Source organism: Haloferax profundi (assembly GCF_001469865.1).
GTDB classification, from domain to species: Archaea; Halobacteriota; Halobacteria; order Halobacteriales; family Haloferacaceae; genus Haloferax; species Haloferax profundi.
The window spans coordinates 1-1,566 of record NZ_LOPV01000005.1; the positions used below are offsets into that span (position 1 = coordinate 1).

Annotated in this window: 3 protein-coding genes and 1 pseudogene; 2 read left to right on the plus strand and 2 right to left on the minus strand. The window is 62.6% G+C overall.

Annotated features, from left to right (window positions below; all coding sequences use genetic code 11):
- The first annotated feature begins 111 nt into the window (after positions 1 to 111).
- Positions 112 to 630 carry a hypothetical protein gene (locus AUR66_RS00410; protein ID WP_058570564.1) on the plus strand — a complete coding sequence of 173 codons (519 nt, stop codon included), beginning with the start codon at positions 112 to 114 and terminating at the stop codon, positions 628 to 630.
- Positions 631 to 706: 76 nt separating this feature from the next.
- On the opposite strand, the gene AUR66_RS00415 is transcribed toward AUR66_RS00410, so the two are convergent.
- On the minus strand, positions 707 to 919 hold the full coding sequence (locus AUR66_RS00415; RefSeq protein WP_058570565.1) for a ribbon-helix-helix domain-containing protein: 213 nt from the start codon (positions 917 to 919) through the stop codon (positions 707 to 709).
- 132 nt (positions 920 to 1,051) lie between these two features.
- On the opposite strand from AUR66_RS00415, the gene AUR66_RS00420 reads away from it, so the two are divergent.
- A complete protein-coding gene (locus AUR66_RS00420; protein ID WP_058570566.1) occupies positions 1,052 to 1,378 on the plus strand; it encodes a hypothetical protein in 327 nt (108 codons plus the stop codon).
- A 72-nt stretch (positions 1,379 to 1,450) separates the two neighbouring features.
- Here the strand turns inward: AUR66_RS00420 and AUR66_RS20995 are convergent.
- Positions 1,451 to 1,566 (minus strand): annotated as a pseudogene (locus tag AUR66_RS20995) (S-layer glycoprotein N-glycosyltransferase AglJ); the annotation flags it as partial.

Sequence of the window (1,566 nt, forward strand, 5' to 3'; positions counted from 1 at the left end):
CGCTGGGGTGATGGAGAACGCGGGTGACGAACTCCGAACTGCACTCGCGAACGCGCGGAAGAACCTCCCCAGTGCGTACGTCCAAGCGTTCAAGACGATGGTTTCGGACTGATGACCGACGAGCGGCGCGTCGTCGGTGATGGCGGCCACGCGACCGACGAGGACGACTCGGGCCACTCGACAGCAGTCGAACCAGATGCGCCGGGAGAACGCCGGTGTATCCACGTGACTCGTGGGCTGGTCGACGTCCTCCTCGACATGGCAGAAGATGCCGAACCACAGGAGACGAATCTGGTTCTCGCGCCGACGCCCGCAGGGGACTTCGACGACGACATCGGAATCGACCCAGAGACTCCCGTGCTCACGCACTTCTACATGGCGGAGGCGGGCGGGTCGGTCAGCGCCATCTTCGGCGTCGACCTCGGAACGCCGGCGGGCCGTGGACGTGCACGCTTCATCACGCACCCGCAAGGGCCGTTCGAACTCACCGAACGCGACGATTTGGCCGCCGTCGTTCTCCTCGCTGTCCCGCCGTGGGAAGAAGAGACCCTCGCCGCGTTCGACCGCGCAGGACGGAAACTCGACCTCGTCGTCGTCGACGCGGAACCACCAGAAGAAGAACTCGCCTGAGTACGGAACGCAACTCGCGGTGGACGAGTGCACTCTCCGTGCTGTCTCCTCTCGAAACGAGACCAGTCGGTCGCGTCTACCGCAGATACCCGAGGTCGGTCAACTGCTCGGCTATCTCTTGGAACTCGGATTCGGAGAGTTCGCCGCCAGACCGTTCGTGCTGGATGACGATACTTCGTAAGAGGAACCGCACGAGGTCGCTCGTACTCGAAAACGTGGTTCCTTCGAGCGTCTCCTCGACGCGTGCGGCCAACTCTTTCGGGATAGAAACCGTCGTGTACTCGGTCATGGCTGGCACCTGGCGCTCGCGGCGGTTAATCCCAACGGTGCGAAGACCGGTGCGGCACAGACGAATTGGACAGCACGGTATCGAAACGAATGGACGGGGGTTTTTCCCGTCCGCACTTCGTACTCCTATCTGATGGCAGCGAGACCGCCGCAGAACGAGACGTCGGACCCTGACGCTATCGAGTTCGGCATCGCGGCACTGTCCGACGATGTCGACGCCGCCGATATCGACTACCCAGCCGACGCGCAGACGATCGCGCAGGCGCTCGACCACGTCGCCGTCCCCATCGACGCCGCGGGGAACACGGTCACGATAGACGAGGCGCTCGACGAAACCCAGAAAACACAGTTCGAGTCGCGTCGTGACCTGCTGGAGTCACTGCACCCGGTGTTCGAGCAGTTCCGCGCCAAGGCGTCGAAGAGCCTCTTCGGACGACTGCGGGCACTCGTTCCGTTTTGAAGAGGACTGGAGACGGCAGTACCGACTCCGTTTAGAGTCCGTAACGTGAGAATCCGACACCGTCGAAGCGCGTCACTCCAGTTCTTCGATACGCTTCATCTGGTCTCGGTGGAGCGAGAGAATGAGGTCCGAGAGGACACCGAACATCAGCAGTTGGACGCCGAAGAGGATACCCGCCGCGGAGACGC